Origin of the sequence: Planococcus maritimus, from assembly GCF_001592825.1 — a bacterium.
GTDB lineage: Bacteria > Bacillota > Bacilli > Bacillales_A > Planococcaceae > Planococcus > Planococcus maritimus_C.
In genome coordinates, this window is record NZ_LTZG01000011.1 from 95,199 (window position 1) to 121,332 (window position 26,134).

27 protein-coding genes and 1 riboswitch are annotated in these 26,134 nt (G+C 46.6%); of the genes, 7 read left to right on the plus strand and 20 right to left on the minus strand.

Annotated features, from left to right (window positions below; translation table 11 throughout):
- Window positions 1-153: 153 nt before the first annotated feature.
- A complete protein-coding gene (locus tag AY633_RS09145) occupies window positions 154-744 on the plus strand; it encodes a TetR/AcrR family transcriptional regulator (RefSeq protein ID WP_068488048.1) in 591 nt (196 codons plus the stop codon).
- 52 nt (window positions 745-796) lie between these two features.
- Here AY633_RS09145 and AY633_RS09150 read toward each other — a convergent pair whose 3' ends face one another.
- From AY633_RS09150 to AY633_RS09170, 5 genes are all read right to left on the minus strand, one after another.
- Complete coding sequence (locus AY633_RS09150; RefSeq protein ID WP_068488049.1) at window positions 797-1,774, minus strand: SPFH domain-containing protein; 978 nt, start codon at window positions 1,772-1,774, stop codon at window positions 797-799.
- A 29-nt stretch (window positions 1,775-1,803) separates the two neighbouring features.
- Window positions 1,804-2,583, minus strand: coding sequence for a TPM domain-containing protein (locus tag AY633_RS09155; protein ID WP_082799223.1), 780 nt, complete (start codon window positions 2,581-2,583; stop codon window positions 1,804-1,806).
- Window positions 2,577-3,605, minus strand: coding sequence for a TFIIB-type zinc ribbon-containing protein (locus tag AY633_RS09160; protein WP_068488050.1), 1,029 nt, complete (start codon window positions 3,603-3,605; stop codon window positions 2,577-2,579). The genes AY633_RS09155 and AY633_RS09160 overlap by 7 nt, the downstream gene beginning before the upstream one ends.
- Window positions 3,606-3,653: 48 nt before the next feature.
- A complete protein-coding gene (locus AY633_RS09165; RefSeq protein WP_068488051.1) occupies window positions 3,654-4,370 on the minus strand; it encodes a PspA/IM30 family protein in 717 nt (238 codons plus the stop codon).
- 221 nt (window positions 4,371-4,591) lie between these two features.
- On the minus strand, window positions 4,592-6,010 hold the full coding sequence (locus AY633_RS09170; protein WP_068488052.1) for a YfcC family protein: 1,419 nt from the start codon (window positions 6,008-6,010) through the stop codon (window positions 4,592-4,594).
- 241 nt (window positions 6,011-6,251) lie between these two features.
- On the opposite strand from AY633_RS09170, the gene AY633_RS09175 reads away from it, so the two are divergent.
- Window positions 6,252-7,067 (plus strand): alpha/beta fold hydrolase, encoded by an 816-nt coding sequence (locus AY633_RS09175; protein ID WP_068488053.1) that lies wholly within the window; start codon window positions 6,252-6,254, stop codon window positions 7,065-7,067.
- Between the two features lie 55 nt (window positions 7,068-7,122).
- On the opposite strand, the gene AY633_RS09180 is transcribed toward AY633_RS09175, so the two are convergent.
- The gene (locus AY633_RS09180; RefSeq protein ID WP_068488054.1) at window positions 7,123-7,719 is read right to left on the minus strand and encodes a TetR/AcrR family transcriptional regulator; all 597 of its coding nucleotides are present in this window, start codon (window positions 7,717-7,719) and stop codon (window positions 7,123-7,125) included.
- Window positions 7,720-7,876: 157 nt separating this feature from the next.
- Between AY633_RS09180 and AY633_RS09185 the strand changes: the two genes are divergently transcribed.
- Together AY633_RS09185 and AY633_RS09190 are read left to right on the plus strand one after the other, a co-directional pair.
- Window positions 7,877-8,659 (plus strand): glucose 1-dehydrogenase, encoded by a 783-nt coding sequence (locus AY633_RS09185; RefSeq protein WP_068488055.1) that lies wholly within the window; start codon window positions 7,877-7,879, stop codon window positions 8,657-8,659.
- 352 nt (window positions 8,660-9,011) lie between these two features.
- Window positions 9,012-9,731: a 3-ketoacyl-ACP reductase gene (locus AY633_RS09190; RefSeq protein WP_068460919.1), complete on the plus strand. Its 720-nt coding sequence runs from the start codon at window positions 9,012-9,014 to the stop codon at window positions 9,729-9,731.
- Window positions 9,732-9,773: 42 nt separating this feature from the next.
- Here AY633_RS09190 and AY633_RS09195 read toward each other — a convergent pair whose 3' ends face one another.
- Entirely contained in the window at window positions 9,774-10,001 is a 228-nt protein-coding gene (locus AY633_RS09195) for a hypothetical protein (protein ID WP_068488056.1), read from the minus strand.
- Window positions 10,002-10,095: 94 nt separating this feature from the next.
- Window positions 10,096-10,284 carry a hypothetical protein gene (locus AY633_RS09200; RefSeq protein ID WP_068488058.1) on the minus strand — a complete coding sequence of 63 codons (189 nt, stop codon included), beginning with the start codon at window positions 10,282-10,284 and terminating at the stop codon, window positions 10,096-10,098.
- Window positions 10,285-10,491: 207 nt separating this feature from the next.
- Here AY633_RS09200 and AY633_RS09205 point away from each other — a divergent pair, with 207 nt between their 5' ends.
- Window positions 10,492-10,782 carry a hypothetical protein gene (locus tag AY633_RS09205; RefSeq protein ID WP_068488059.1) on the plus strand — a complete coding sequence of 97 codons (291 nt, stop codon included), beginning with the start codon at window positions 10,492-10,494 and terminating at the stop codon, window positions 10,780-10,782.
- Window positions 10,783-10,945: 163 nt separating this feature from the next.
- On the opposite strand, the gene AY633_RS09210 is transcribed toward AY633_RS09205, so the two are convergent.
- The 11 genes from AY633_RS09210 to AY633_RS09255 form a co-directional block, all read right to left on the minus strand.
- On the minus strand, window positions 10,946-11,707 hold the full coding sequence (locus tag AY633_RS09210) for a GNAT family N-acetyltransferase (RefSeq protein ID WP_145915670.1): 762 nt from the start codon (window positions 11,705-11,707) through the stop codon (window positions 10,946-10,948).
- Between the two features lie 203 nt (window positions 11,708-11,910).
- Window positions 11,911-13,212 carry an endonuclease gene (locus AY633_RS09215; RefSeq protein ID WP_068488062.1) on the minus strand — a complete coding sequence of 434 codons (1,302 nt, stop codon included), beginning with the start codon at window positions 13,210-13,212 and terminating at the stop codon, window positions 11,911-11,913.
- Window positions 13,213-13,676: 464 nt separating this feature from the next.
- On the minus strand, window positions 13,677-14,126 hold the full coding sequence (locus AY633_RS09220; protein ID WP_068488064.1) for an ABC transporter substrate-binding protein: 450 nt from the start codon (window positions 14,124-14,126) through the stop codon (window positions 13,677-13,679).
- Window positions 14,127-14,169: 43 nt separating this feature from the next.
- Window positions 14,170-14,337, minus strand: coding sequence for a hypothetical protein (locus AY633_RS16620; protein WP_171900940.1), 168 nt, complete (start codon window positions 14,335-14,337; stop codon window positions 14,170-14,172).
- Between the two features lie 75 nt (window positions 14,338-14,412).
- On the minus strand, window positions 14,413-15,123 hold the full coding sequence (locus AY633_RS09225; protein WP_068488065.1) for an alpha/beta fold hydrolase: 711 nt from the start codon (window positions 15,121-15,123) through the stop codon (window positions 14,413-14,415).
- A 217-nt stretch (window positions 15,124-15,340) separates the two neighbouring features.
- On the minus strand, window positions 15,341-16,981 hold the full coding sequence (locus AY633_RS09230) for a thiamine pyrophosphate-binding protein (RefSeq protein WP_068488066.1): 1,641 nt from the start codon (window positions 16,979-16,981) through the stop codon (window positions 15,341-15,343).
- A gap of 405 nt (window positions 16,982-17,386) precedes the next feature.
- The gene (locus AY633_RS09235; RefSeq protein WP_068488068.1) at window positions 17,387-17,623 is read right to left on the minus strand and encodes a hypothetical protein; all 237 of its coding nucleotides are present in this window, start codon (window positions 17,621-17,623) and stop codon (window positions 17,387-17,389) included.
- A gap of 489 nt (window positions 17,624-18,112) precedes the next feature.
- A complete protein-coding gene (locus tag AY633_RS09240) occupies window positions 18,113-19,021 on the minus strand; it encodes a hypothetical protein (protein WP_068488070.1) in 909 nt (302 codons plus the stop codon).
- Between the two features lie 80 nt (window positions 19,022-19,101).
- Window positions 19,102-20,553: an MBOAT family O-acyltransferase gene (locus AY633_RS09245; protein WP_069577267.1), complete on the minus strand. Its 1,452-nt coding sequence runs from the start codon at window positions 20,551-20,553 to the stop codon at window positions 19,102-19,104.
- A gap of 86 nt (window positions 20,554-20,639) precedes the next feature.
- Window positions 20,640-22,031: an AMP-binding protein gene (locus tag AY633_RS09250; RefSeq protein ID WP_068488071.1), complete on the minus strand. Its 1,392-nt coding sequence runs from the start codon at window positions 22,029-22,031 to the stop codon at window positions 20,640-20,642.
- A complete protein-coding gene (locus AY633_RS09255; RefSeq protein ID WP_068488073.1) occupies window positions 22,024-22,272 on the minus strand; it encodes a hypothetical protein in 249 nt (82 codons plus the stop codon). Before AY633_RS09255 ends, AY633_RS09250 begins: the two co-directional genes overlap by 8 nt.
- 365 nt (window positions 22,273-22,637) lie before the next feature.
- A riboswitch (cobalamin riboswitch) is annotated at window positions 22,638-22,817 on the plus strand.
- A 166-nt stretch (window positions 22,818-22,983) separates the two neighbouring features.
- Here AY633_RS09255 and AY633_RS09265 point away from each other — a divergent pair.
- Both AY633_RS09265 and AY633_RS09270 read left to right on the plus strand, forming a co-directional pair.
- Complete coding sequence (locus AY633_RS09265) at window positions 22,984-23,526, plus strand: hypothetical protein (RefSeq protein ID WP_068488077.1); 543 nt, start codon at window positions 22,984-22,986, stop codon at window positions 23,524-23,526.
- Window positions 23,523-24,482, plus strand: coding sequence for an ABC transporter substrate-binding protein (locus AY633_RS09270; protein ID WP_068488079.1), 960 nt, complete (start codon window positions 23,523-23,525; stop codon window positions 24,480-24,482). Before AY633_RS09265 ends, AY633_RS09270 begins: the two co-directional genes overlap by 4 nt.
- Before the next feature lie 96 nt (window positions 24,483-24,578).
- On the opposite strand, the gene nhaC is transcribed toward AY633_RS09270, so the two are convergent.
- Complete coding sequence (nhaC, locus tag AY633_RS09275) at window positions 24,579-25,973, minus strand: Na+/H+ antiporter NhaC (protein ID WP_068488081.1); 1,395 nt, start codon at window positions 25,971-25,973, stop codon at window positions 24,579-24,581.
- Window positions 25,974-26,134 lie beyond the last annotated feature (161 nt).

Sequence of the window (26,134 nt, forward strand, 5' to 3'; positions counted from 1 at the left end):
AACATCCTCTCTCGTCTTGTCAATTCCATAGACCGCAGTCTATAATCTATAGACTATAGTCTATTGAACTCAATAGAACTTTGTCAATCGTTTTCAAATAATTCAGTCTAATAGTGGTTCTTGAAATAGAACGACTGGCAGAAAGGAGCCATTATGACGAGCAGACAGGAAAAAGCGACCGCAACAAAACAACGCATCCTCCGTACCGCGCTGGCATTGTTCAGCGAAAAGGGATTTGACCGGGTATCGGTAGATGAAATCGTCCGGAAAAGCGCAACTTCCAAAGGGGCATTCTATGGGCATTTCACGACCAAATACGATATCTTTCTTGAAAAGTTCAAGGAAATCGACCAATTCTACCGCGATTTCCAGGACAGCCTGCCAGAAGACTTGCCGGCAGAGCAGAAAATCCGCAAACTCGCCACAGTACAAATGGCGTATTTGCGAGATGAGCTCGGGCGCGACGGCATCCGTGCACTGTATGCCTATGCACTCACGCCTTCTGTCGATAATTATTTGTCCGACACGGAACGCCCGCTTTACACCATTCTCGAACAAATGGTATCTGAAGGGCAGGCGCACGGCGAATTGAGCCCCTCTGTCTCATCCGGGCGGCTTGCATTGTTATTGTCCCGCAGTATGCGCGGTACGCTTTACGACTGGGCAATCTTCGACGGCGACTTTGATTTGACGGGTGAAATTGACGGCTGGCTGGAATTGTTGTTCAGCGGAATCCGGAAGTAGCCAAGAAAAAACAGGAAGAGAGCACATCGCTCCCTTCCTGTTTTTTCGCCTTCTATTCGACCAGCTTTTGCCCGCAGTTTGGGCAGAATTTTGCGCCGCTTACTTTCTCGCCGCAATTCGGGCAGAAGTTCGGTCCTTGTTGGCCGCCGGTGCTGCCTGAAACGCTTGATGAACTTGCGCTCGAGTTAGACGATTCTTTCTGGTCATCCATCATTTCCTTGGCGATGTTCATGCCCATCATCATGCCCGCCATATCGGAGGCTGTATTTGATCCGGATGATTTGCCCATCGCATCTGCGACAGAGATTTGCTGGTATTTTGACACGTCTCCGACCATGCCGTGTGAGGCGTTTTTATTGATCATGTCCTGGATTTCTTTCGGGTAGTTAAAGCTCATGACCTGGAAGCCAGTCACTTTCATCCCGTCGTCCATGATTTCCATGTTCAAGTCATCCTGGATGCCCTTGCCGATTTCATGTGAATTCGACTGCAAATTGAACATGTCCTTGCCTTCCCGGGTGATCCACTTCATCAATAATTGATCGAGACGCGCCGTAATGCGCAGTTGGACATCTTCGACCAGGTAGCTTTGTTTGACGCCGGCAACTTTATCGATCAAATTGACGTAATCGTTCACTTTAAAATGGAACGTGCCGTTCGCGCGGATGGGCATGCCGCCCGGAAGCTGCGGAGCGGGGATATTGATTGGGCTTTTCGTTCCCCATTTGACGGTAAATTCTTTCGTATTGACGAATAGCACTTCGACCCGCATGCCGCTGTTAAAACCAAAACGGAACCCTTTCAAAGTGGACAGGAACGGCACAATCTCTGAAACGATGTCGTACTCGCCCTCTTGCTCGAAGATCCCTTCCACTTTGCCGTTGTTGAAGAAAATCGCATCCTGGCCTGGCCGAATGATTAACCGGCTGCCTTTCTTGATTTCCTTATTCGTCCACTTCCAAAAAATCATATCGTCGCGGAACTCTTCCCATTCCACCACATCTGAAAATTGATTGCCAAAAAACGCCATGTTCTTCATTCCTTCCTTTGTTCAATCGCCTAGAAGCTTCGACCGCCGCCACTGAATGAACGTCCGCCGCCGGTCATGCCACCGCCACCGCCAAATCCGCCGCCGTCTTTATTTTTCGGGACTTTTCTGCGCGTGACGGTTTTATTGCGGAAGCGGTCGTCCTGGCTGCGTACGCGTGTGTGGTCCCGGTCGACGTATGTGCCAGGGGTCGTCGTCACCTTGCCCCCTGCGTTATAGAGCATCGATCCGACGATGATGCCTGCTAGCAGGATCGCGATAGCTAAATGAAACCAGGTTTTTAAGAAAATGCTCTCCGGATTGACACCCGGCCGGTATTCCATGTATTCGCTTGACGTGACGACTGCATCTTCGAACGCCCCGCCGTAATCCTCAGCCTGTATTTCCGGCATGATGCGGTCGAGTACGAGTTCAACGCGTTCTGAATCCAAGGTTTGCTCGGCCGTGCCGAATCCTGCGAGATAGAGTTCGCGCCCGCCGATATCGATCGTCAACAGTACCGCATCTTCTTGGCCGGTGCTATCGGCACGCGCATCGAAGAAATCTCCCATATAAGCTTCAATGGATTGCCCGTCTGTACTATTGGTGGTCAAAAACAGAAAATCGACGTCTTGTTCTGCGCCGTATTGTTCTGCTAGGGCTTCCAGTTCCTGCGCTTCTTCGCCACTGAGCAAGCCGGCTTCATCGTGAATCAAGTCAGCGGCCTGCGCGAAAGCCGGCATGCCACAGGCGATCAACAATAAGCCCATCAATAGCGCCCATGCCAATTTTTGCGAGAAATGTTTCACCATAAGACACCCCCTACCGCAAAGGCGATGGCTTTCATGGCCACAAAACTCGAGGCGGCGATGCCGGTGAACCATAGGGCGACTTTGCCGCTGCTGATCGGCGGCTTGCCGACCACTTTGCCGGTTTGGCCATTCATCGCAAAGGTGTGCTCTTTATTGTCGAAATCGTAATACACCATCCATACCGGGAACAAGGTGTAATAGACTTTCTTTTTTTGCGCATCGATTTGCTTATTCGTATAGCTGACGGACGAATAGCCCGAAATGGTTGTGCTGATATAAGAGTCGATATAGGGGATAATTTTCGATTCGACGCGGGAAAACAATTGCTCATCGTCAAAATCGTATTTCTCGGCTAAATAGCCCGCCAAATACGGCATGCGAAAATCTTTCAAGTCGCTGTAATCATAAGGCTCAAGTTTATCCATCAACACATCGTCCATTTTTTCAGAGGCATCGGCCGGCACTTTTAAATAGCTCAAATCGATTTCACGGAACACATCGTAAAAGTCTGTCTCGGTGTAAATCGTATCGCCTCTTTGATACGTGCGGACTTGCGTGCCAATGGCTTGGACATGGGCTTCCCCTTCAATATCATAAAGCCAAAACGGCACATACATGCCGGTCATTTTCTTGATGCGCTCACCGCTCATAAAGCCGCGCGGGGTCAAACGCCCGCCGCGCGTCCATTTCTTGAACGCTGCGACCGCCTCGTCTTTGCTGACGGTGAATGGGATGACTTTGGCAGGGGCGAGATCTCCCGTCAGCCGATCAGCGAGCACGACCGGCGCTCCGCAAAAGCCACAATGAGTCGCGGTCGTTTCAGCTTCCGTCAAGATGATGGCCCCACAGTTTTCACAATGATATTCTTTCGCTTCGCCTTCGTCGAATTTGCGCTCGATATTTTCTTCCGGCAAAGTCTCAATTGTTTCTTCGTGGCCGCAGCTCGGGCAGTTTAAATGGCCCGATTCGCTATCGAATGCCATGTCGGCCCCACAATTCGGGCATTTATAATGGATGACCAAACGAGTTTCCTCCCTTCGAATTTCGGGACTGTCCCTAGTTTCCGGACATTACTCGCCCTTGTTTACTTGGCTTTTCAACGCTTCCAATTCAGCGTCGACATTCGTCCCTGACTTCAAGGATTCCAACTCATCGTCAACATTTGGGCCATCGTCGTATTTTTTCGCCAAGTCCTTGATGCTCGTCTCGGAACTTTTATTGAGTTCAGCCATTGCTGCCGATTCATCCAGCTGCTGGTTGATTTTTTTCTCCATCGCATCGAACGCCGAGATGCGTTCGCCCGCCCCGCTGACACTAGACGCGAAATCGTTCATGCGCTGCTGCGTCTTCGCGACCGCCGCTTTGCCTTTTAGTTCCTGGCGACGTGATTCGAGTTCGCTGATATCGCTTTCTAATTTATCGTGCATTTGGCGCATCTGCTGCGTGTTGGTTGCCGCGAGTTCAACTGCCGTTTCCTTGTCTGTTACGCGTTCCGATAATTCCGCCTTACGCTGAAGGAATTTCCGGGCGTCATCCTCGTTGCCCGCTTCAAGTGCTTTGACCGCGTAGCGCTGCATGTCGTCCATTTCTTTCTTCAATTCATCCAATTCGCGGCGCTCGCGTTTTTCCGCTGCCATAATCGCGGCCGTTTCGGATTTCACTTTGCCAAGATCGCTATTCAAATCGCGCAAATACTGATCGATCATTTTTTCCGGGTCTTCCGCCTTGTCCAGCATCGCGTGGATATTGCTCGTCATGATATCTCTGAAACGTTTTAGGATTTCCATTGTTCATTCTCCTCTTCGATTAAATTTGTGGTTCTGTAAAACTTCTATTATTTTTGAAATTCTCCTCTAAAATGCTTACTCACTCTAACTCCCACCGGTTGTCAGAGTAGTATGAATACGTTTAATCGTTGAATTGGTTTCATTTGAGTCCGTTGGAATGAAAAGAACCGCCCCCTGGCGCTAGTGAAAAAAAGCGCTGGAGACGGTATGTGTAAACTAGATTAAAGCGGGCCGTATTCGATGAACTGGGCGATGATGAGTGCCACGACGGCAACGGAATACCAAACAATCAATAACGGGAAAATGAACTTCAGCCATTTCTCCCAGCGGATGCCGCCGACAGCGAGCGTTGCCATGAAATATCCAGACGTTGGGTAGAAAATATTCGTAAAGCCGTCACCGAGCAAGAATGCCAAGACCGCCGTCTGGCGAGTGACGCCGCTGATGTCGGACAAGCCGGTCATGATCGGCATCGTCACCATCGCCTGCCCGCTCCCCGATGGAATGAGGAAGTTGAGCGCTGCCTGGACAATCAGCATGAATACTGCCGTCAATGAATCCGGCATGATGCTGACAAATTCGCCGAGCGCAAATATGATCGTATCCATAATATCGCCGGCATCGAGGACCACGGCGATGCCGCGCGCAATCCCGACGACAATCGCGCCAAGCAGGATTTTTTTGAAACCTTCATTGAACGCATCGGCGATTTCAGAAGGCTTAAGCCCTGCGACAAGCCCAGCCGTAATGCCAATCAACGCATACAGACCGGTCAATTCACGGAAATACCAACCGTAATTCAAGAGGCCGAAAAGCAAGACGCCAAATGCCGCAAGCAAGGTGAAAGCCGTCCATATCTGGCGCTTCGTCGCCTTCGCCGGGGCCATTTCTTCGACTTGCGGCTCCATATTATTTTCATCGAAAACAATACTTAGTTCCGGATTGTTATGTACTTTCTTTGCATAACGCCATACGTAAGCCATCCCAGCCAGCATGACGATCACCAATAACACGATTCTAAATCCGATGCCGGAATACAGCGGCAGTTCCGCGATTTCCTGCGCTACCCCGAGGTTTGCTGGAATCGCTAACGCGACCGAAAACCCGGCAATGGTCGAGACGAGCACAATCGCTGCTGCCGTGATGCGGTCAAAACCGAGCTTCAGGACGAGCGGTAAAATCGCCGGCAGATAGATGAGCGACATCTCCACTTGCCCAGTGAAAGTAGTGAACAGCGCAAACGGCAGCATCAAGGTCGGAATGATCCACAAGCCTTTATCGGCAAACTTGCTGGCGAGTTTATTAACACCTAGCGCGATAACCCCGGTCCGTTCAATAACCGCGAACATTCCGCCAATCATGATGATTCCAAAAATGATTTCGGCTGTTTGGATAAAGCCGTCCGGAATTGCGAACATGAATTCAAAGAAAGTCACCGGAGAAGAGTCCGCATATTCGAAGGTCCCCGGCACAATGACTTCCGCGCCACTGTCGTTTGTCTGGCGTTCGAATTGTCCAGCCGGGATGACGTAGCTTGCGAGCGAGGCGAGTGCGATCATGATGAAGAGAATAACAAAAATATGGGGCACTTTAACTTTGCTTTTTTTCTTTGCTTGTTCTGGTCCTGCGTGTTGTACCATTGAAACCCTCCTGTGTTGGATAAATGATGAATAATTCCAGTCTACCCTATTTTCTGAAAATTGATGGGCTAAATTCCAAATTTATGGAATTAGACCTATGCTGAAAGGAAATACACCACGCATATCTACTATTTTGAACTAAAGACATTTCAATTAAAGATTTTTTCATTTTTAAGTTTACAGAAACTTCGAAAAAGGAAATAGAAGGGAGTAGTTAATCAAAACTCTAGGAGGAACTTAAGTGGGACATTATATTCAAGTTGAAGAAAACGTAAAAATTCATGTAGAAGATATCGGTTCAGGACAGCCGGTCGTCTTTCTTCACGGCTGGCCGTTGAACAATAAAGCATTCGAATACCAGACGAGCTTGCTCGCGAAGAATGGCTTCCGCTATATCGGTGTCGACATGCGCGGCTACGGAAAATCCGACAAGCCTTGGGCAGGGTACGATTACGATACGATGGCCAAAGACCTGGAAGCGGTCGTCAATGAACTTCGTCTAGAACCATTCGTGCTCGCCGGTTTTTCAATGGGCGGCCCGATCGCGATTCGTTATTTGACAAAATTCGGTCCGGAAAAAGTCGACAAACTCCTCTTGATGGGTGCTGCAGCTCCGATCTTCACGCGGCGTGATGATTTCAACGTCGGCATGAAACCTGAAGAAGTGGACGACATCATCGCCCAAATCGAAAAAGACCGCCCGGCGTTTCTTACAGAGTTTGCGGACTTGTTTTTCGAACAGGAACATTCCCCTCAATTCCTGAATTGGTTCCAGTCACTGGCGCTTGAAGCAGGCGCACACTCCACACTGAACTCAGCCGTTGCCCTGCGCGACGAAGACTTGCGCGGCGAGCTGTCATCGATTACCGTGCCGACAGCCATCTTCCACGGCAAAAAAGACCAGATCTGCCCGTATGAACTTGGCGAACTGTTGAACAAGGAAATTCCAGATTCCGTGTTGGTGCCATTTGAAGAAAGCGGCCACGGCATGAACGCCGATGAACCGGAACGTTTTAATGACGAACTGTTGAACTTCCTGACCAGCTCAAGCAACTAATCCACAAAGCGCCAAAACAAAATCCAGCCTTCCCGCATTCAGGAAGGCTGGATTTTCAATTGAACCGAAAAGCTGTCGCAAACGACCGCACAATGTCGATCAAAGTGCCGGTCATTTCTTTTGGGGATTTCTCATAGCCTGTTTTGGCCCATTCCAGAATAAGTCCTGAAGTCCCGTACGCCATATACCGTTTAAACTGCTGGGAGTTAATATGGTCGCTGTGGATCCCTTCGAATGTAAACCCTTCGTCGAGCATTTCAAAAATCGCTTGCGGCAACTCTCCGTGAAGTCCGGGGATGGTGTCTTCTGCTAGATATAAATTAAAAAAAGAACGATTATCATACACAAAGCGGATCAATTCAAAAGAATCCGCATCCATTGCCGAAGTGAGCACATCCGCTCCCTTTTTGTAGCGCTCGGTACTGGTTCGTTTAATCTGCCGGAACATTTCTTCGAGCAGTTCTTCAGTCAAATGAAACTTGTCTAGATAATACAAATAGAAGGTCGCGCGGTTATACTGCGCTCGGTGGACAATATCCGTCACCGACACGTGGCTATATCCTTTTTCGTTGATCAATTCGATATACGCTTCTTTTAAATGCCGTTTCGTTCGCTCTGCTTGCGGAGACATTTTTTCTTTTTTGCTCTTCATCGCCAATCCCCCTTCAACTCGACAGTTTTCAAGGATGTGTCGAGTTATTCGACACATCCGGAAATTTTATTGATTGAGAGCTTTTTTGTAAAGGCTTACAGTGAAAGAGTAGCCTATTTTCAAGTTTAGCATATCCACCAAAAGGAGAGATGTTCACATGATCGATTACCAAGACAAAGTTGTTCTCATTACTGGCGGGGGTTCTGGCCTCGGCCGCGCCGCTGCCAATTCCATCGCAGCTCAAGGCGGCAAGCTCGTACTTGTCGATATGAACAAAGAATCGCTGGAAACAAGCAAAAATGAAATTCTGGCGGATTTTAAGGACGCTTCCGTTAAAATCTTCGAAGCGAATGTCACCGATGAAGAACAAGTAAAAAACTATGTTCAATTCACGCTCGATACGTTCGGAAAAATTGACGGCTTTTTCAATAACGCCGGCATTGAAGGCAAACAGAATTTGACGGAAAACTACGGCTCTGACGAATTCGAAAAAGTCATCAGCATCAACTTGAACGGTGTCTTCTACGGCATGAAGCACGTCTTGAAAGTAATGAAAGAACAAGGCCATGGCTCGATCGTCAACACGGCCTCGGTCGGCGGCATCCGCGGCATCGGCAACCAGTCTGGCTATGCAGCGAGCAAGCACGGCGTTGTCGGCATGACACGCAATTCCGGCATCGAATATGGTGAGTTTGGCATCAGCATCAACGCCATCGCCCCAGGCGCCATCATGACGCCAATGGTCGAAGGCTCTTTGAAGCAAATTGCTGGAGACGACTGGGAAGCAGCCGGCAAGGAATTCGTCAGCGTCAACCCGATGAAACGTTTCGGCAAACCAGAGGAAGTCGGCAACCTCGTCGCTTTCTTGTTATCGGATGCAGCGAAATTCATCAACGCTACCGTCATTCCGATCGACGGCGGCCAATCCTATAAATATTGATCACACGAACAGCCCGGGATTTCCCGGGTTGTTTTTATTTTGACTCAATACTTAAACGTATTTTCCGAAGCTTACCGCTCGCTTTCCGTAGGCTCGCGCCCAAGCCTCCTCGCTCACTACGTTCACTGCGGGGTCTCGGTCGTCTCGCTTTACCACAGGAGTCGAGCGGACGCTTCTCCAAACACTCCAATATCTCGCTGATATCAATACACAGCAAATACGATTTTTCTCAGTAACCGGAAAATCACCTTCTCAAGACGCCTCGCATGCATTTCCGAATCAAATCACAGATAATAAGAAAGTATTTAATTGCGGGAAGGCCTTGTCCTGCCCAAACTGAAGGAGTGTTACGATGCAATCAATTAAAGGGAAAACGGCGATCATCACAGGTGGAGGACGCGGCATTGGCCGTGCGACAGCGATCGCTCTTGCCAATGAAGGCGTAAATGTCGGTTTGATCGGCTTGAATCAGGAAAACCTCGACAAAGTATCTGTCGAACTGCAAGATGCGAATGTCAAAGTGGCAACAGCTTCAGCCGATGTGACGGATCTCGCAGCGATTGAACAAGCGACAGAGAAACTCAAAAACGAACTCGGGGCTATCGACATCTTGATCAATAACGCCGGCACCGGAAAATTCGGCGGCTTTATGGAACTATCTCCAGAAGAATGGAAAAACATCGTCGACGTCAATTTGATGGGTGTTTATAACGCCACACGTGCCGTCTTGCCTGGCATGATCGAGCAAAGCTCAGGCGATATTATTAATATCTCATCTACCGCAGGACAAAAAGGCGCACCGGTCACGAGCGCTTACAGCTCTTCCAAATTCGCTGTCATGGGCTTGACTGAATCGCTCGCACTCGAAGTACGCAAGCACAATATCCGTGTTACGGCGATGACGCCGAGCACAGTGGTCACCGACCTTGCTCACGAGTCCAATTTGATCACGGGGGACGCTGAAAAAGTCATGCATCCGGAAGACTTGGCAGACTTGATCGTCGCGAGCCTGAAATTGCACCCGCGCGTCTTTGTCAAAAGCGCCGGACTTTGGTCGACCAACCCATCCTAAATCACAAAAGGAGCTCGAGGACATGTCCTCAAGCTCCTTTTTTTAGTTGTGCTCTTTATCCGTCACATCGTGATCGTCTTCGCTTGATACGTGCTTTGAATATTCTTTTGCGTCTTCCTGTTGATCTCTGCCTTTTTCTTCGCCATAATCCGTTGCTTCGTTGTCTCCATCTAGCGCCTCTTTTGTTTTATTGATTGCTTTATCAATCGCAGATTCACGTGCCCCCACTTGCTTTTCAGGCGTGCGCCCAGCGGTTCCTTTTCTGGCCATACAGCAATTCCTCCTCGTCGTGCATTTTGTATACTGTACCCGTTCACCCGGAACTTACACCTGCTTAACGACACAAAAAATGTCAGTTATTTTCTTAAAACATGCCGCTTTCGTGGTTATTGCGAGTGGCTTGACGCCTTGCATCTGCTTCTGCCGTGCTTTGGTTTAAGGATTTGTCTGCTTTCCCCAAGCTGTATTTTTTCTTTGTCAGCTTATCCACAATATAGCTTCCAACAAACAAAGCTCCAAAGAACCCCCAGAAAATCCACATCATCCAATGCATAAAAATCTCCCCTTTCGTCTTTTGTTCACTTAGTTAACTTATAGTACGCATTCAACTGTATAAAGTTTCAAAAATCGGTATTTTCAGTTATTTTTAAAATGAAAATAAACTCACGTCTTCCTGCTGCTCCATATCTTTTTCCGCAACCATTAAGCATGTCGTGCAGTCTTAATGAATCATCATCATTTATCAATTGGAGGTGAAGCGATGTGGTTCCTATTCGGCCTGCTTGCCATCACGGCGACCGGTGCCAACCTTTTTTTATACGCGACAGGGAAAGACTATCGGCTAGCGATGGCGCTGGGACTGTCGTTTACCGCTTTAACCATCGCGGCTGATTACAGCATGGTAGCCAGTTGGGTCCGCGCAGAAGATTGGTCAGCGCTAGCGGATGTCGTACCGATTATAGCAACAGCGTTATGGATTTTGACGATTTTGTCGATTTTGTTGAATATTAGCCCCCTGCTGCTTGAATACAAAAACACTCAAAAACGATAGGCTTTCTACACACACTAAACCCCTCGCATCTTTTTAAAAGGATTACGAGGGGTTTAGTATAAGCCGTTTTGAAAGTCTCATATATATTTTTCCGATTCTCGATCTAACATTTTGCAAATGACACAATTAGTCCATTCTTTCTTATTCCAGGCAACGCCCCTACTTACTTAACGCTATCCTTCCAGCGATAAATAAATTTTCTTTCCATCAGTTCACAAGCATTCGTTTCAAATATTCGCTGCATCGGAATATTATTTTGTCCAGTTGCACCAATGTAATAAGCGGCACCCATTTGTTTCAAAAAATGTAGAGACAATTTATGTAGGTATTTCCCCCACCCCCTGTTACGGAAAGCCGGTATAATCCCAAAATAAAACAATCTTCCTTCATCGATAGTTCCCTCTTCGATTTGAGGCATAGTCACACCAACCGCTTGGTTTCTATAAAAAATAACAAGACAGTTTTTTTCATAGTCCGGCCCAAGCTCAGTTTGCAGGCCTTCAAATTCTTCTTGCACGGAGAGTGTGGAAAAAGGAGTAGAGGCATTTAGCGAACCACTGCTAGCTTCTGCCCACGTTTTCAAAAATATATCACTATCAATTTCTTTCAAGGACTTAACCGCAAACGCCGACTTCATTTTTATATTTTTGAATTTAGACAAATCTCGTCTATAAAAAAATTGAGTTTCTTGTCTTTCAAAACTGAATTGTCCAAGCAATTCTGCATATGGGGTATATTCAACTTCTTGTTCATTAAGTACCACGGAAACTGATTGAATCTCTTTTTCCCTGATATACTTCATCAATTCACTTAAAACCTCTTCAAAATGTTTTGCAGAATCAATTTCCCCAATCTCTTCAATCACCAAGTAATGAGGAGTCCCATCTAAAATTTTGGCTTCCCGTGTCGTAAATATCTTGACCACCCCCTTCCCTCTCAGCTCAGTATAACCAAAATGATTCAATTCACGAGAGTTCCAATCAGACAAAAGGAGAGAAGCGTGGCCTAGACCCGCTTTTCTCCTGATGAAGTAAGTATTGAACTAGTTAAGAATAGCCTGGCTAATATGGTTGATCATATCCAAATGCCATTTTCACGTTTCGCTTCTCTAATCCTTTAAAGCACTCTCTACCAAATCGATTCTGCCCATTCCGGATGATCAACGAACGGGTTGCGGTTGCCTTGGATATCCTCGATTTTGTCGTTGCGTTGCTGTTCCCATGAGCTGACCGGATCTTGTTCATGCCATTCGAGCAACACAGAAATCTTGCCGTGGTACGGCGTTGAGCCGTTATTCACGAAATCATTCAATTCCAAGTCTACGCCGTCACCTGATTCATAACGAACCGCCATATAAAACAGCATCCGGGCGACATCGCCTTTCACTTCATTTGGCGGCTCCCAAGAAGTCGATGTGCGCAAGCAGCCATCGCAGCCATTTACCGCACTGCCACCATAATTAAAGTCTAAATTGCCGCGCAGCCCATTCACTTGTACGTCGGTCGGGCGCAAATGATGGATATCCGTTCCCGCTCCCATCGCCGTCCCGAAATTGCCGTGAGACTTCGCCCATGTGTGTTCGCGGTTCCAGTCGCCGACATTGCCGCCGTTCAAGGATTTCGAACGGGACTCGCCTGTATATAATAAGAGAACGTTATTCGCATTATTCGGGTCTTCATCAGTGACTTTCAATGCGTCCCATACTTGTGAATAACTAAGTTCCGTGTGTCCATCGATGATGTCGTGAAGCTCTGCTTTTAATGACTCGCCTTGTAAACCATTTGCCGTTTCGTAATAGCCATCTACAGTTGGATCTGGATCAGGGCCTGGGGTTACGCCAGATTCCATCGTGTGATTTCCTAGGTATTCCACTGTATCGCTTGGGTATACCGTCCATTCAGTTGAAGGGTTGAATGAGTTATTCACTATGCTGTCGCCAGACTGAATATCCGGATTGCGGACCAGCGTGACATCTTTCAAGTTATCGATGCGTGCGCCTACTTGGCCAAGCGAATCGATCGGAGCGCCAGATTTTTCTAGGACCAATGCGTCGTCGCCATTGAAATTGACGACACTGCTATTTTGCAAATCGCCCTTGCTTTGGATCGCTGCATTAGCGCTTCCGTGATAAATGACGACCGTCTCACCGTTAGCGACAGTGCCGGAAAGAGCCATTTCACTTTGCGAGGACGTACTGCCATTGGTATACAGCGACAATGAATAAGGGCTCAATTCAACAGAAGCGCCTGTGCCATTATAAATCTCGATTGCTTTGTTGAAGCTGCTGCCTTCTATGTATTCCGAGATAAATAAGTCATTTGCCGGAGCGGCTGCTTCCACCGCCGTTTGTGATGTCGGCACCCCAAAGCTTGCGACTAACCCTACTGCCAATAACGCCTTTGCTGATTTGTTCCATAAGCTGTTATTCATCGTCCTGTCGTCCTCCTTTTTAGTAAAAGCCCTTAGTTGTGTATTGGTGGTTTTTATTCTGTAAATTTTTGAAACTTAATTATTCAAATTTACAGTTTTTTCTTCCGTCGTTTTCAACTTTACAGAACGCTTTCTACAAGGTCAACGTTATTTAGCAAAAATTACAGAAAATTAATAAAAAGCGCCGAATCAAATTTGTGATTGATTCAGCGCTTTAACTCATAGGTTATTTAATTTCATTTACTGTCTGTCTTTTTAGCGGGGCTTTTGAAAATGCCGATCGCGCTTTTTACTGAGGGTATACGTATAGAGCAATGCGCCAACCAAGAATAGAATTACGGCAATCGGTATGCTTGCCATCTCTGTGTAAATCAACAGCGCAGGTGATAACAACAAAATGAGACTGACTACTTTCAGAATAGAAATCATCGACTCCCCCCCAAAAAAATTTGGCCTGCAAAAGCTTATTCAAGCAAAGAATAAAAGAGATTGGACTCATCCAGCCTTGTTACTTCAGTCAATTCTTCACGGCTGGCTACCTCATTAATTTCCATCGTGAAATCGAAAATTGCTCCGTATAAGATAGCTACTTCTACTCCTGCTTCTGTTTCAAACGTGAAACTTCCAGTTGTATAGGGCAAGTCCCCCGTGTTTTCAAATCCGTGATAAGGAACACTTCTGTACCAATGATAGCCCTTTTCACTTTCTGTGATACTTGCTGCCCCTAAAGCCCCTTCGTACTCATACAACACAATCGTTTCGCCTTTATATTCTTCCACCGTTACACCATGCGCTTTGTCTTCCAGCCCATTTTCCATTGCCTCTTCTTTTGTATCGTACCAAACGGCCTGATCGCAAGCTGCTAAGGTGAACGCGAGACAGATGCCAAGAACTATCGTTTTGAAGCTTTTCAAAGAACCATTCCCTTCAATTGGCCTGCTTATCAATGAACTCGAGCTAAATCAACGTCAGCATGAACGTGATAACAAGTGCCTGCCCTAGGATGATCGATAAATTTTTTATATTCATTATTTTCTTTTCTGGCAGCAAGAACTTATACGCCACAGAGAAAATCACCAGCAAAAGAACAAAAGTGAAAAGCAGTGATGTTAAAAATTCGGCCATTGGAATCCCTCCTAACATTCCAATATTGCATTATTTATTCCGCGTTAACATTCAATCCAGCAACTTCATATGTCTTTACGAAATGTTTTTAAGAAACAGGTCCAATACTTCGCTATATAGTTTGGGTTGTTCCAGATGAACTAGATGCGAGGCAAAGGGAATGATGGAAACATGAACATGTTCATGCATGGAGCGATAAGAGATCGCCCCGGTTGTCTCGTTAGGGTTTCCTTCGCCCGCGATCAGCAAGATAGGTGACTGAATCCCCGCCAAATCTTTTGTTTCTTCGAATGGATACCATTCGTCGTTTCGCGCCATATGCAGAAACTGCTTCCAATCGGCTGCGTGCAATTGATCGAAGTAACGAACAGCTTCTTCATTTTGAAGGAGCTGGGTTTGAACTGCTACATCTTCCTTGTGCATCTGGCTCCAATTCTCAGGTTTTCCCGGTGTGATCCCAGACAGCGTCAAGCTTTTGACTTTTTCAGGAAACCGCTTAGCAAAAAACAAGCCAACCAACGCGCCCAATGAAGCACCGACGATATGAATAGCGTCTATTTCTTTTTTCGCCAATGTATCCACCAGGTCTCTTGCAGCGTCCTCAAAAAAGTTGGATAAATCGTTGTGGATGGATTGGCCATGTCCGCGTAAATCCGGAAGCACCACACGAAATGAATCTTTAAAGAATTCTCTTTGGTATTCAAAGTCAGTCGAACCCGTCTGTAGTCCGGAGTGCAAGAATACAATAGGCTCTCCTGTCCCCACTTCTACTGAATGCAAAATCATGAAGGTATTCCTTCCTTTCCTCTTTAATATATAGAAAAAATTGTTAATTTAATTGTACCTTACATTTTTCTGGAACAATAGGGGGGATTTCATTCGCACGGTTTCCAACCACGCCGCAGCCTCTTTCGGGAATAAAAAAAGAAGATGCTCCAAACCCGCATCTTCTCACCTAGCCTTTATTGATTTCTGATAGAGATGTCCCCTCAGAAATTAGTTTCTACTTGCCAAAAGAAGAAAGAAACTTCACTCTGTCGCCCATCGGCGGAATATTATTATCGACCAACGCCACTTCTAAAATGGCAGGGCCGTTCAAGCCGGTTAATGCGTCCAACATGTTTTGAGATAAATCGTCAAACGTGTCTACGCGGAAGTTCGGGATGTTCAAGGCTTCCGCCATTGCCGCAATATTGACTGGCTCTTGCTCAAAAGAGGGATGCGAGCGTTTATATTGCAAAGTATGCCCCTGGTAAACCATCCCTAGTCGCGCATTATTCATGACGACGAACAAAACAGGCAGATTGTATTCTTTGGCGGTGAGGATTTCCATGCCGTGCATAAAGAAACAACCATCGCCTGTCAGTGCCACAACTGGCCGATCAGGCTCAGCCAATGCCGAGCCGATCGCTGCACTCAGCCCGCTCCCCATCGCACCGAAATGGACGTTGATGTCAAAAGTGTCTTCTTCCAACACTTCCATGTGATGAATCACATAAGCCATAAACTCCCCGATATCAATCGTATAGCGAGTAGAAGCCGGCAATAATTCCTGCAGCTTTAGCAAGACGTTTTTCGTATTGTATTCCGCATCCCGCTCCGTTCCCTGGTCACGCTCCACTAACTTCACAGTCTCCGGTCTTGTCAGTCCTCGGTCTTTAAGTTCGTCAATAATTTGGGACAAACTATCTGTCATGTCTCCATGCACAGGAATATTAACAGGATACTTCCGGCCGAAAACAGTGTCGTCAAAGTCTAGCTGAATCACAAATCGGTCTTTTGCAAGATTTGGGTTGTAATTGCTGGTGGCAGTTTCCCCTAGACTCGACCCCAGTACCATTAAGGTTTCTGCATCGCCTTCGTTCACCAACAACGAGGTCTGCTCATTGCCGGCAAAACCGAACACGCCTGAAAAAAGCGGATGATCTCCTCGGAACAGTCCCTTAGCTACAGGCGTCGCGACGATCGGCCAATCGAGTAATTCGGCTAGTTCGACGACTTGAGCCACTGAATTGCGCACCCCTTGCCCCGCAAAGATGAACACTTTTTTCTTCTGCATCAACCGATCGGCTACTCGCTTTACTAACTCATTGGAAATTGGGGCAGTCCGCTCGATTTCAAGCTTTGGCATAGGCAAATGTTCCACGTTCCCCATTTGCACATCAATCGGCATCGCCACATGGACCGGGCCCGGAACACCGGACAAGGCGATTTGTGTCGCTTTGGCCACCTCAGCTAATAGATCCTCAGGTTTCAACACTGTCACACTATATTTTGTGACCGGTTGAAAGAGCGACTGTGCATCCAGTTCTTGTGACGCATTCAAGCCCATCGTACTGACCGGCACAGCCCCAGTAAGAAACAGGATCGGCAAATGCTCGCGCATCGCGTTAGCCGCCCCAGTCAATAGATTCGTGCCTCCAGGGCCGCTGCTGCCGATACAAACACTCAACTCCCGAGAATACTTTGCGTAGGAAGCGGCCATATAAGAAGCGGCCCCTTCATGCTTCGTGACGATCGGAGTCATTTCAGGAAAATCCAATAATTGATCATAAAACGCATTGACCGAACCTGCCGGGATCCCAAAGATATACTTCACACCATTTCCTTCTAGGTATTCCAACACATTACGAACTGCTTTCATAACACGCCCACTCTCCTCAAATAGTAGTAGCCGAAACTTTATTCTGTTGTATCAATAAATCCAAGCATCTCCTCTAGGTGTGCACTCAAGCTGTAAACATAATGGAGTTTTAGTCAATCGCTATCATTTTAAAAATTTGATGCCTTGTGTAAGTATCTCTTTTAATTGTTATATATTTCAAAAAACTTACTGTGTCATTTTTACTATAAGTTTCAATTCAAAAATATGCAATAGCTGGAAGGGAAATTCAGTTAGTAATTTTCAGGGAATCCATTCTTTTCCGTAAAAAAAAGAAGCTCTACAATGAGCTTCTTTTTTTCTGATATCCGGCCTATTAGCACTTCTATAATATTCTTCTCGATTGAAGGACACACATTTTGATAAGGTGTTCTCTAAACTTTTCCCTCAGCAAGATTCATTGTCTTCTAGCTGATGAATATACATGTCTACTTCGATAATAGTTCCTGTTAAATAGCAAAATTCAATGACTTCTTTGTCAAAAGAAATTTTAGGTTTTTCCGCTGTTCGATTTTTCATTGAATCTTTTAATTTGCCTTCTGTTCTGTAAGACATAAAGGCCCATTCGAAACTAATCGCCCGGTGTACTTCAACCGGAGATGCCGGCTCATTCAACAGGTCCATAATTTCAACAATTCGATTGAAATGCGAATTCTTTCTGCAATAGATACTATATTGTCTTTTCATTATTCGTAACTTGCTGTAGCTCTGCCTAAAATTATCTTTGTCAAGGATTCCTGACTGTTAATGGCTTATTTCAAGGTCAGCATGCCGACCGTAGAATGCCTGGCAAAAGAATATTTTTTGTAGTTTAACGCTTTTTTGATGGTCTCTAGATCCTTTACAGTTGCGGCCAGCCTGCATTCAATAACAGAAAGACCAGCTCCACAATGATTAATTGAATAGACATGGTAGTCGCTTATAAATATTAATATAACAGAACACAAATAACCGTTCGTAAACACACCCATTCACTTTCCAAACGTCCGCTATCTTCCCACTAGTTTTACGAACGCTTGTCTTACTGTTCCTTCGCACGGTTCACGCCTCATTCAAATGCGAAGCTCATAAAAAAACTCCTGACCACCAGAATTGGTAGTCAGGAGTTTTAGCTTACTCAAAATAGCCCATACTCTTGAGCTCTTCGTAGACGATCCATGAATATTTTTTTCTGCCTTCACTGTTTAAGTGGTCGGAGTCGATAAAATAGTCTTGGTTGTCTGAGAATCGGGGATCGTCCATGTAGTTTAAGAAAGGTACGTCCAAATTTAGCGGGTCTAAGTATTGAAACACCAACCGCTCCATCGCTTGTTCGTCAAAATGGTCTAGATACGTTTGGTGGACTGGCTCCATGGTCAGTACGACTTGGTAGCCTTGGTCTTTGCAATATTCCAAGAGCTCCTGAAATTGCTGTACATTTTGCTCGATTTCATCGTTTGCGGATGCTTCCCTATACTGCTCTTCTATGAACTCCGTCTTTCTTTCCGCATAGTTTTTGCCATCGTTTGCCCAGGATTGATGGGAAGTCCACTTAAAGCCTTTCCATTTACTTGAAAGGGCGGACGTGAAGATTTCGCTATTGGTGCCCGGGAAGTATAGATACCGGTAATAATCCACTAGGCTGAATGGTTCAATTTCGCTATGGTCCAAAATTTCATAATAGCGCCCGACGTCCATGTCCTTACTATTGATGAAAGTCAGTTGGGAGATGGAGACAATGACTACCCCGTTTGGCTTTAAATGCTCGCCGTACTCTTTCAGCAATTTAAAATCGTATTGAATCGTCTGGGCAGGCAGCGCCAAATCCAAATGAGACAGGCCTGTCGGTTTGAAATAATAGCCGTACATGGAATGGGAGGCGCCCAGGTTGATGATGTCGACGGGATGCGGATCTTTCTTGAACGCCAAGATGTCGTCGTTAATATTGTAACTCCGTGACTGCTTGACAAAGTTATTGATTGGGAGAAACAATAGCAAAGCCACAGTGATGATAATGGTTAATTTTATGAATAAACGGCCCATGGCAAATCCTTTCGTTGCTGTAGTTCTTTTCCTTAATTGACTGGATAGCCCGCGCTTAGATTACGCGCGCACCTTCCCGGTTAAAATCCACCGTACACAAATCCTTGCCCTGTCGCACCGAATACTAGGACTGATACGACGATTAGCACGTAGACGGCGTAACGGGCGAATACAGGCCGTTGCGATAGCCAGTTCCACGTCGAAGCATTTTTTCTTTCTACATGGTGAAACAATTGCATGACGACAAAGAAAAACGCAAAGATGGCTAGATCGAGCAGTGAAAATATCTCGAACGCGTCTATGATTCCGGACGGCCGCCATGAGCTAGGTGTTAAGAATAGCTGTGCATTGGTAAATGCAGCGGTCACTGAATCCGACCGGAAGAACACTCTAGAAAAACACACCAGCAGGAACGTAATCGCGATTTTCACCCATTTATGAAATGTGGGATTTCGGTCCAGGTAGGTAAATGATGCCATCTTTCCACGAGCTTGTTTCGTGTGGTCGCCAAATACGCGGTAAAACCCGTGAATCAGTCCCCATAACACAAAACTCCACGCAGCTCCGTGCCAAATGCCGCTGATTAAAAACGTGATGATGATGGCTACATAAATTTCGCTTCTTTTCTTTTTCCCTTTACATAACGGCACGAAGATGTAATCTCTGAGCCACGTAGAAAAGGTGATATGCCAACGGTTCCAGAAATCCCCGATCGATGTGGCAAAATGCGGCTGCTTGAAGTTTTCGGTCAATTTGATCCCAAGCATTCTGGCGCAGCCAATTGCAATGTCGCTAAGTGCGGAAAAATCGGCGTAAAGTTGAACCGAAAATAAAATGGTTGCGAGGACGATTTGTGACCCGGTTGCATCCGGGTTATCGTACACACTCGCTACGATGGGCGCGAGCCGGTCCGCAATCAAGGTCTTCTTGAAAAACCCCCAGGCGATTCGCTTCATCCCATAGCTTAAGTTTTCGTATTTTAAGGTTTGCTCTACTTTAAATTGTGGAAGTAGTTTTTTCGCGCGTTCGATCGGCCCCGCCACCAATTGCGGGAAAAAGGCGAAATAGATGGAAAAATAGCCGTAATGTCTTTCCGCTTTTAGCTTGCCGCGGTAAATGTCCACCAGGTAACTGACTGCCTGGAACGTATAAAAAGAAATCGCGATCGGCAGGATAATTTCCTGATAAGGAATGGTGTAATTCCAATTCAAGTAGGCTGAAATGGCGCGAAGTGAATCGTTGACGAAGTTAAAATACTTAAACCAGCCAAGAAAAAACAACAAGACGCCAATGCCCACGAGCATGACTTTTTTCTTTTGTTTTTTCGTTTCCTGTTTTTCAATCAGGATTCCGGTCACATACGAAAACGCTGTACTGGTCAACAGCAAGAAGACAAAATAGCCGCTTAAGCTGGCGTAAAAGCTATAACTGGCTGCCAATAAAAGAACCCATCGCCAGCGATGCGGGATGGAGTAATACGCAAAAACGATTACGGCGAAAAATAAGAGAAATTCAATTGAAATAAACGTCATTCGATCACCTGATAATTAATCAACTAAAGGATGCTTTTGTCTGAAAGAAGCCAGATCCAACTGCAGATGCAGCTAGCCCTGCCCCCCTATCCAATAGGCAGCTCCGCATATAGGATTTTCCCGAAATCGTTGCGTGGGAATTCCTCAATGCTTATTACTTTAAAGCCCTTTAAGTTTAATTTTTCCTTAATTATTTTTTTAATTTGCACTTGGTCTTCCTTCAATGTGTAAACAAATAATTTATCGTCTGTTCCTGAGCAGACACAGTCATGTCCTTGCTCATGCAACAGTCCTTCCACTTCATCTAAACTGATGCGGCTTCCGGCAATTTTAAGGATGCGTTTCGTGCGTCCGGTGATAAAGAAATACCCATCCTCGTCAACGTACGCCAAATCCCCTGTATGCAGCGTTCCGTGATTGTCATCTTTGCTCGATAGATCGGCTGGGGATTCTGCATAACCCAGTGACACATTGGCACCTTGGTAAATTAATTCCCCGATTACGTGTGGCGACGTGATCGGCTCACCATCGCCAGCTTGCAGCATCAATTTGCCGCCGGGGATCGCGATGCCGATGCTTCCGGCTTTCTCGAGGCTTTTTTCATGCGGCAAGTAGCTCATCCGCGCTGTCGCTTCGGTTTGGCCGTACATCATGACAAATCGAATCCCTTTTTGCTGGCAGAGTTCCGCAAATTTAGACGAGAGCTTGGCGTTCAGTTTCCCTCCCGCTTGCGTCAGTGTTTTCAAATTTGGGAGGTCGAACTGTTCAAACTTCAGCTTATCGAGCATCTCATAGACGAACGGGACGCCCCCGAACGTCGTTGCTTGTCGCTCCTTGCACAAATCCCAAAATTCTTTTTTCAAGATCGAAGCATCCGTCAAAATGATCGCCGCGCCACAGATGAGATGGCTATTGATGATTGACAGTCCATATGAATAATTCATCGGAAGCGTGGTGATCGGTTTATCGTCTTCTTGGATATCCAGGTACTTCCTGATCGACTCCGCATTGCTAAAAATGTTCTCGTAACTTAAGCGGACAAATTTGGGGCTGCCCGTACTTCCTGAGGTGGTCAAAAGGAGCGCAAGACTTTCGTCTAGCTCATGTTGATGCACGACTGGGCATTCGAATAAAGCATAGTTCCCGAACTCGAATGGCCGTTGCATCGTTTTTGCGAGGTCTTCGTTTTCACGGTTCGCCCAGATATACGCAGGCTGATACAGCTCTATCAGCCGTTCAAGCCGGTCTGCTTGAATGGAAGCATCCAACAGCACCGGCACGACACCGCCTCGAAGAAAGCCCACATAGCCGAATACAGATTCTTTATTATTGGCACATAGACAAAAAACGAGCGTTCGTTCTCCAACTTGTCGGCTAATCGAATCGGCAATCTCAGCCATTTCAGCGTACGAGTATTCCCGCTCCGCATATATGGCCGTGCGATCTCCAAACGCCTCCAATTGGTTGAAACTATTCATTGATGAAGTCTACTCCTAATCGGTCCAATAACTTTAGTCCAGACTGGTACGAATCGAATTCGGACATCCATTCGGAATCCAAAGAGACGTCAAAGGCCTCTTCCATCGTGGAGATGAGAATCATATGGCCCAGTGAATCCCATTCACTCGTCTCACCCAATACTAGCTCTTCCCCTACTTCGTCTTCTTCTATTTCCAATGCCTCTACAAAAGCATTTCTGTATTTTTCAATATTCTTCATTCGTTACACCCTTTCCATCCTGGTTGTCAGTTGTCTCTGTAGAAAGAATGGCTTTTCAACCAGATTCCATACGCGAGAATTTTAAGTGCCGCGGCAGTGTTTCACAGCGACAACAGCTTTATAGATTTGCTTCATAAATTGTTTAATTGAAAATGATTATCACAGTCAATTATAAATCCAACCAATGAAAAGTCAACTTCGTATTTATGCGTGATAAACGCTTTAGCTACACGGCTTAGGTGGTTATTGTTCCCGCTCATCTTAAGTAACGTACTCATTCTTTCCAATAACCGACTGAAAGCCCTAAACATTTTGGTTCTCCTCTCCTAAATCCAAAACAAAAGTGCTACACTGAAACTAAGTAAATAATCATGCAGGGAAAAGGTGCTGATTCGTCAGCGTAACAGGGAATCCGGTGAAAGTCCGGAGCTGTTTCCGCAACTGTAAGTGCGTATGAAATAAGAGATGCCACTGGGGAGACCCGGGAAGGCCTTAGAGTAAAGCGATGCACAAGCCAGGAGACCTACCTTTTTCTGAACGTATTTTTGCTCTTCGGAAGATAAGAGGATCTACGGCAACTTTTTCCTATGGACAGCTTTATGCTGGATATTCGCAATCGTGCCACTCTCTTCGTTGAGAGTGGCTTTTTTTATCTCTTTAGAAAGCGATACGTCTGCTGATATTTACGGATTCTATTTTGGAGGTGAACAAATGAAAAAAGATATGCGTTACCTGTGCTACCCGTTCATGCGGGAAAGCGCCTCGACAGTCGATTTCGAAATCCGCACCGATTCCTTGACGACACGGATCGGCGAAGCCATCGCCGTCAACGATATCCCGCAAATCATCGATGATTTGCGCTACCTGCAGCCAATGGTTTACCACTTGAACGGCTCGGTGCGCGGAAAACTCGCCATCACCGACCAAGACCTCGTCGATCTCAGCGATTTGTATAATCGCTACGTGGCGGAAGTGAAGGAACAAATCGACCAGTTCGTCTTGCCGCAAGGAACGCACGGGGCATGCATTCTTCACGTATGCCGCAGCGAAGCGAAAAAATCCGTCCGCGCCCTTCACCACGTGACACTCGAACGCGAGGTGCCGGAGCATTTAATGGATTATGCCAACCTGCTCGCCAATGTCTTTTTCGTCATGGCCGTCTATGCCAATAAGCAGCACGGCGTCGATGAAATCCCATTCGTCAGTAAGTCCTATCCAACAAAACGCATGAAGAAAAAGGAGACTCACTCGTGAAAATCAAATCATTTCTCTTACTCAGCATCCCACTCGCTTTAACACTCGGCGCTTGCCAAGACGACTCAGCCGAAGCTCCTGCAACAGAAGAAACACCTGAAGAAACGGCAACTGACACTTCAGGCGACACACCATACACGGTTACCGATGATAGAGGTGAAGACATCGAATTCGAGCAGGCGCCTGAAACGATTGTCTCGCTCATTCCGAGTAACACCGAGATTGTCTTCGCACTGGGTGCAGGCGAGCAATTGGTCGGCGTGACCGATTTCGACAATTACCCAGAAGCGGCACAAGACATCGAGCGCGTCAGTGATTCTGTCGAATTCAATGCCGAGAAAATCATCCAGCTTGACCCGGATGTCGTCTTGGCCTATTCTACCGGCGAAGCGCCGCCTGCCCTGTCTCAACTAGAAGACGCTGACATTCCGGTATTCGTCATTCAATCCGCGACTTCATTTGACGAAGTGTATGGCGACATTGAACAAATCGCTTCTGTTCTGGCTAAAGAAGACCAAGGCGCTGAAGTAATCGAAGGCATCCAGACGCAAATTGAAGACGTTCAAGAACGCCTCGCTGCAGTCGATGAGCAGAAAGAAGTGTACGTGGAGATTAGCCCGTCTCCTGAAATTTACACAACCGGCAAGTCGACATTCATGCAGGAAATTTTGGACCATGCCAACGTAACAAATGTCTTTGAAGATCTTGAAGGCTGGCCGAATATTTCCGAAGAAGAAGTCATCACCCGTGATCCCGAAATCATCTTGACGACCGTGTCATATGTCGAAGATGCTGTCGGTGACATCGAAGCGCGCGATAGCTGGTCAGCTGTTGAGGCCATCGAAAACGGCGAAGTCCATTTCATCGATTCCGACATCACTTCCCGCCCTGGGCCGCGCATCGGTGAAGCCGTACAGCTGGTCGCAGAAACCGTCTATCCTGAATTAATGAAGTAAGTTTTTTCTTTAATCTATTCAACCGAAAAAAAAGCGCAGCCGATTGAATCGGTTGCGCTTTTTTCTATTCATCGCCGCGAATATTTGGCTGGCGAATCATTTCACTGAACTTTCCTCAATATACGTTAAAGTTTTCCCGCTCACGCCGAGCAAGACCGTCAATAAAGGCGACAGCAAGCAGAAGAACGCAAACGGCAAATATTCTAATGTCGAAACGTCCAAAACCGATGCGATGAAAATCCCGCAGACGCTCCACGGCACGAGCGGATTGACGACTGTACCGGCATCTTCCATGACACGGCTTAAGTTCTTTCCAGCCAAGCCGACTTTTTTATACGGTTCTTGGAACGCTTGGCCTGCCAATAGAATCGATAAATATTGTTCCCCGACGAGAATGTTTGTGCCGATGGCTGTCAAGGCAGAGGCGACAATGACAGAAGACACTTTTTTCAGCAAGCTCTCGATTTTCGCAAGCAAGCTTTGAATGATCCCGAGTTTGAATAACAATCCGCCCATACTCAGTGCAAGCAGGACCAAGGCGATGGTGAAGAACATGCTTTCCATACCGCCGCGTGACAACAATGCATCGACTTCTTCAATGCCGGTCGCTGATTGGTAGCCTCCGAACAGGATGCCAAGCATCGACGGCATTTGCAGGCTCTGATGGAATAGGGATACGCCAAGCGCGACCACTGAACTCGCAGCCAAGGTCAACACCGCTGGCACTTTGAAGACCGTCAAGGCGATTAAGACGACAAGCGGTGCTAAAGCGTACCAATGAATCAAGCCGGTCTCAAGCAAACCTTCCTTGAACAAAGCGATGTTTTCCGTATGGTCCAAGCTTACAGATGGCGATAATAGCCCGAAGAACACTAGCGTTAGAATAAAGGCCGGAATCGTCGTCCAGCCCATATTGCGAATGTGTTCAAAGAGATCGACGCCGACAATGGAGGCGGCCAAATTGGTCGTATCCGATAATGGCGACATCTTGTCCCCGAAAAAGGCGCCGGAAACGATTGCGCCTGCTGTGATGGCGAGTGACAAATCCAGTGCGCCGGCGATGCCGATCAAGGCCACACCCACGGTCGCTACGGTGGTTAAAGAACTGCCAATTGATAACCCGATGATTGCTGTGACGACAAAGACGACCGCAAAGAAAAACACAGGCGTCACCAGGCTGAAGCCGGCGTAGATCAAGGTCGGGATCGTCCCGCTCATCATCCAACTGCTGATGAGGATGCCAATGAAAAAGAATAGGAACACGGCGCCCATACCTGCGCTAGCGCCTTCAATGAGCCCCCGCTCCAATTCACGGTAGGATAATTTTTTAACCAGCCCGTAGCACATCAATAATAGGATCGAGATCAAGATCGGCACATGCGGCGCCGCTTCGAACCGGATAATGCTGAAGCTAATGATGGCAACAATTAGCGCAACCAAAGCTGCTGCTTCCTTTGTGCCTGGTGATAAAATCGCTTTAATATGAAACATGTCTAGTTCCTCCTGTTGTATGAAAATAAAAAAAGAAAACCCATCATCCCTAAAAAAAGGGACGAAGGTTTTCTCCGCGTTACCACCCTAGTTGATCTTCCACTCCGGAACATCCACTCAATTGACCGTTGAAAATACAGATGCTGTAATTCATCCCGATT